The organism is Limosilactobacillus coleohominis (assembly GCF_016901675.1).
Classification (GTDB): Bacteria; Bacillota; Bacilli; order Lactobacillales; family Lactobacillaceae; genus Limosilactobacillus; species Limosilactobacillus intestinavium.
Window position 1 is genome coordinate 1 of sequence record NZ_JACJKU010000096.1, and the last position, 4,265, is coordinate 4,265.

A 4,265-nucleotide genomic window follows, 5' to 3' on the forward strand; every position below is an offset into this window, starting at 1 on the left:
CACTCATGCGGGCTGAAATTGGCTTGGCTTTAACAGTGATTGATTTGGAAAGTCACCATGAAGAAGTCCCTCAACCAACGGATCTGGAAAAGGTAATTGAAGAGTTCCAAACGGATGGAGTACAAGTTCAAGCAATTACAACGGACTTAGATGAATATTAAGGAATTTCAAATCTCATTGCTTCACGAGCAGATAAAGGATAAAATGGTAAAGATTGTTTGAAAATTTAAATTTAATTTGAAAAAGGTGAAAATATGAAGACTGGAGAGAATGCGACTGGTCATCAAACGGAATCGGCTTCCAAGAACGCTCAGGCCAAAATGGTCACTGGTTCCGCTTGGATGACAGCAGGTAGTGTAACTTCCCGGCTGATTGGGGCTCTTTATGTCATTCCATGGGTCACATGGCTCGGAACTTACAGTACCCAAGCGAACGCATTATTTGCCAAGGGATACAATATTTATAGTATCTTTTTACAAGTGGCAACAGCTGGAATTCCTTCTGCAATTTCTAAAATGGTTGCTCATTATAATGGGTTGGATGAATATGGAGTTAGTCGCCACCTTTACCATTCAGGAATGTATGTGTCCATGGCGATGGGGATTATTTGTTCAATTATTATGTTTGGGGCGGCTGGCATTTTAGCTGCTGGTGATCCTAACGTGATTCCTGTTATTCGATCGCTCGCCTGGGCCGTGTTGGTGATTCCACCAATGAGCATCACCCGTGGATTTCTGCAGGGATATAATTGGATGGCACCTTCTGCGATGTCACAGTTTGTTGAACAGGTATTCCGGGTAATCTATATGCTGGCTGCGACATTCTTTGTAATGAAGATTCAAAAAGGCAGCTGGGTGGTGGCAGTTACTCAATCAACATTTGCTGCCTTTATCGGTGCCATTGGAGCCATTATTGTGCTTACAAGTGCTTACCTGCATCACCGCAGAGAAATGAATGAATTGGTTCAAGGAGGGAAACGGGATATTAGTGTTTCCACTTTTAGCTTGATTTTTAAGATTATTTACCAAGCAATTCCGTTTATTGTGATTGAATCAGGAATCATTATTTTTCAATTAATTGACCAATATACTTTTCCGCCAATCATGCGGATGTTAGGTCATTACACTAATTATCAGATTAATGCAGTTTATGCACTGTTCTCATTTAACGCGAATAAGTTGTACATGATCATTATTTCTTTTGCGACTGGTATGGCTGCTACGGCAATTCCATTATTGTCTGAAGCGCGGGCGCAAAATGATACTGAGGGAATCCGGAAACAAATTGAAAATGCATTAACGCTGTTCTACTTTGTGATGATTCCTGCTTCGATGGGGTTAGCTGCCGTTGCACAACAAATTTATACTGTGTTCTACCGTTATGATGCGGCTGGAGTGACTGTTTTGGAATTTGCAGCATTTATGGCCATTCCATTAGGAATGTACTCTGTTGCTGCTGCAATGATGCAGGGGATTTCTGAAAATAAGCGGATGATGACTTACTTAGGAGTAGGGGTTATCATCAAGTTCATCTTACAGATTCCATGTATGATGATTGTTAAAGGTTTAGGACCATTATTAGCCACTGGATTGGCAATGATGGTAGTTAATTATCTCATCTTGCACTCTTTCAACATGGAGTTTAACTTACACTTTAATGAAATGGCTAAATCAACGAATCAGATTCTTGGCTTTTCAATCATTATGTTTGTGATTGTCAAAGTAGTGATGTTATTAATCGGCATGATTGTCAGTCCGTATGGTCGATACACTGCTTTCTTCTCACTGATTCCAGGTGTAATTGTTGGGATGCTAGTCTTTATTTATCTCGCCTTACGTTACCGCTTAGCTGATAATTTGTTAGGACCACGGATGGAATCATTACGTGTGAAATTGCATATTAAATAATTGTTGAAGGTAAAAATTAAACACCAGAAACCATCAATTTTGATGATTTCTGGTGTTTTTGTGTTTATAGAGGTTCTTCCCAAAATGGGTAGGAGGAGCAGGATAATTGAAGATTAAAACATTGCGGTGATAGTTCTTCCCCATCTATTTGCCCGTGTTGAGCTGGGGAGACTTGATATTTAATAGTAGTTCCCCGAAAAATATGAGCAAAGCGGGAATGGGCAACCTTACCAATAGCGAATAGAATAATCGCCCCTAGCAGTGATAGAGGATCGTGTTTTTCTAAAACGACCAGCTCCAATTCAGTTTGATTAATTTTTTGATCAGGGGCTACTTGAATACCACCGCCAATGTATGGGTGATTACTGCTAACAACCAGAAAGCCATTTGGAAAGTGGTATTGATGTGAATCAACTGTCACTTGAACATTAAAAGAAGGCTGATGAATGAGCACTCCAATTGCTTTAGAGATATAGGAGAGACTACCAAGATGGTGATGATTTAAAAAGCGCTTCATTTTCGAAGCATTAGTTTGATGAACAATTGCAGCGTCAAAACCAATTCCAAAATTATTGATAAAAATGCCACGTTCATCGTTATTTTTAAATTTACCAATGTTAATGGTGTGAATTTGATGATTATTGAGGATTTGCTGAAGAGCTTGCGTGGGGTTAGTGGAAATACCATAGCCACGTGCAAAATCATTACCAGTACCCACAGGAATATAAGCAACTGGGATCGGCACATTTTGTTTTGCTTGCATCAGGCCGCTGATGACTTCATGGAGGGTGCCATCACCACCAATGACAATAATGCAGTCCGGATGGAAGGCGGGACTTTGTAAAAGTTGAAGAACAATTTGTCGTGGTTGGCCAGCTGAATGGCTAATGTGATCTGAAAAAGAGACATGCTGGTCATGCAAAGCTTGTTGAATTATTTTCCAAACTTGAGTACCTTTACCACTCCCGGATGCTGGATTAATAATTATTTCATAGTGGATGGTAATCACTTCCCTTCAAATAAAAGAGGGTGGCATAAACCAACCCCTTAAGCATTTTAAATTTAAATAATCAGTATGATATTGCACATCATTAAATGTTTAATAATGTTTGGATGGTCTTAAGAACCCCATCATGGTTATTATCTGCGACCGCTTCATCTGTTGCGACTTCATGAACTGCTTGTCCGCCATTCGGCATTGCGAAGCTGCGGCCAGCTAAGTTTAACATTGAAACATCGTTACCACCATCGCCAAACGCAATGAGCTGATCACTGGTTAGACTCCATTGGTTAAGTAATCTTTGAATTGCAGATCCCTTATTGATGCCAGGAGTAGTAAGGTCCATTGAACCGTTACCACTTGGAGTAACAACAAGTTGGTCGCCAAATTGTGTAGAAAGTTCGTTGACAGCAGGAGCTACCGCATCGTCAGTAATCAAAAAGGAAATTTGAAAGAATTGATCATCTGGTAGTTTGTCAAAGTTGTCAACTAATTCGTATTGAGGGTAGTAAAATGCCAAATGTTTAATGACCTGTGGATCAGCATCTTTAGGGAAATACCCCTGTTGATGACCGGAAATCACCGGTTCAATATGCATTGTGTGGACTAAATAATGAATCGCTTCATGAGCTACTGATGGATTAAGAGTCTTAACCATAATCTCTTGTCCTTGATCAACAATTTGAGCACCATTTTCAGCAACAATTGTTAATTGGTCGCGTTCTTCGGGAAAGTATCGCAAGAGACACTGCAGAGGGTCACCAGAAGCCACCACGACATGTCCATTATTTTCATGAATCTTCGTTAAAAGCTGGTGAAATAATGGTCGATTAAAACGCTTGTCGTCAGATAGGAAGGTGCCATCCATATCGAATGCCACAATTTTGTATGGAAATGAACTCATAATAATTCTCCTTAACTGTGAAAACCAATCGCGTGGTCATGTCCCATTAGTGATACTTTCTTCATGAAAGCAGGCAGGGCCTGACTAATTTGGTGTGGTAAAACAACATATTGGTTTTCGGCAATTTGGTCAGCAATCGCACTATGGGCATAAGTAGCGGCTAGTGCAGCTTGAGTAATATTATCACGGAACTGGGCTGTAAATCCACCAATCATTCCGGCAAGGGTGTCGCCCATTCCTCCAGTGGCTTGGGCAGCTGAACCAATAGGAAGCTGATAAGTTTCGTTTTTAGTGTAGATTTCGGTATGGTGCTTTTTTAAAACCACAATTGCATTTAATTGATCACGGGCTGTGCGATTAACGTCTTCTGCTTCGTCTGCAATTTTGATGCCGGAAAGACGTTGCCATTCCATTTGGTGAGGGGTAAAAATGATGTGTCCTTGAGGATTATCAA

General features: G+C 40.4%; 4 protein-coding genes. 1 reads left to right on the plus strand and 3 read right to left on the minus strand.

Translation table 11 applies throughout. The annotated features are described in order from the left end of the window. The first annotated feature begins 320 nt into the window (after nt 1–320). On the plus strand, nt 321–1,907 hold the full coding sequence (locus H5975_RS07375; protein WP_428832688.1) for a putative polysaccharide biosynthesis protein: 1,587 nt from the start codon (nt 321–323) through the stop codon (nt 1,905–1,907). Between the two features lie 64 nt (nt 1,908–1,971). On the opposite strand, the gene H5975_RS07380 is transcribed toward H5975_RS07375, so the two are convergent. The 3 genes from H5975_RS07380 to H5975_RS07390 form a co-directional block, all read right to left on the minus strand. Continuing rightward, on the minus strand, nt 1,972–2,916 hold the full coding sequence (locus H5975_RS07380) for a diacylglycerol kinase family protein (RefSeq protein WP_342590542.1): 945 nt from the start codon (nt 2,914–2,916) through the stop codon (nt 1,972–1,974). Nucleotides 2,917–2,998: 82 nt separating this feature from the next. Next, nucleotides 2,999–3,811 carry a Cof-type HAD-IIB family hydrolase gene (locus tag H5975_RS07385; RefSeq protein WP_204785504.1) on the minus strand — a complete coding sequence of 271 codons (813 nt, stop codon included), beginning with the start codon at nt 3,809–3,811 and terminating at the stop codon, nt 2,999–3,001. Nucleotides 3,812–3,822: 11 nt separating this feature from the next. After that, nucleotides 3,823–4,265, minus strand: a 443-nt coding sequence (locus tag H5975_RS07390) for an ATP-dependent (S)-NAD(P)H-hydrate dehydratase (RefSeq protein WP_204785505.1), incomplete at its 5' end; no start/stop codon positions are given.

Coding starts and splice junctions, on each gene's coding strand:
- H5975_RS07385 (WP_204785504.1), bottom strand. CDS start 3,811: ATGAGTTCATTTCCATACAAAATTGTGGCATTCGATATGGATGGCACC.
- H5975_RS07375 (WP_428832688.1), top strand. CDS start 321: ATGGTCACTGGTTCCGCTTGGATGACAGCAGGTAGTGTAACTTCCCGG.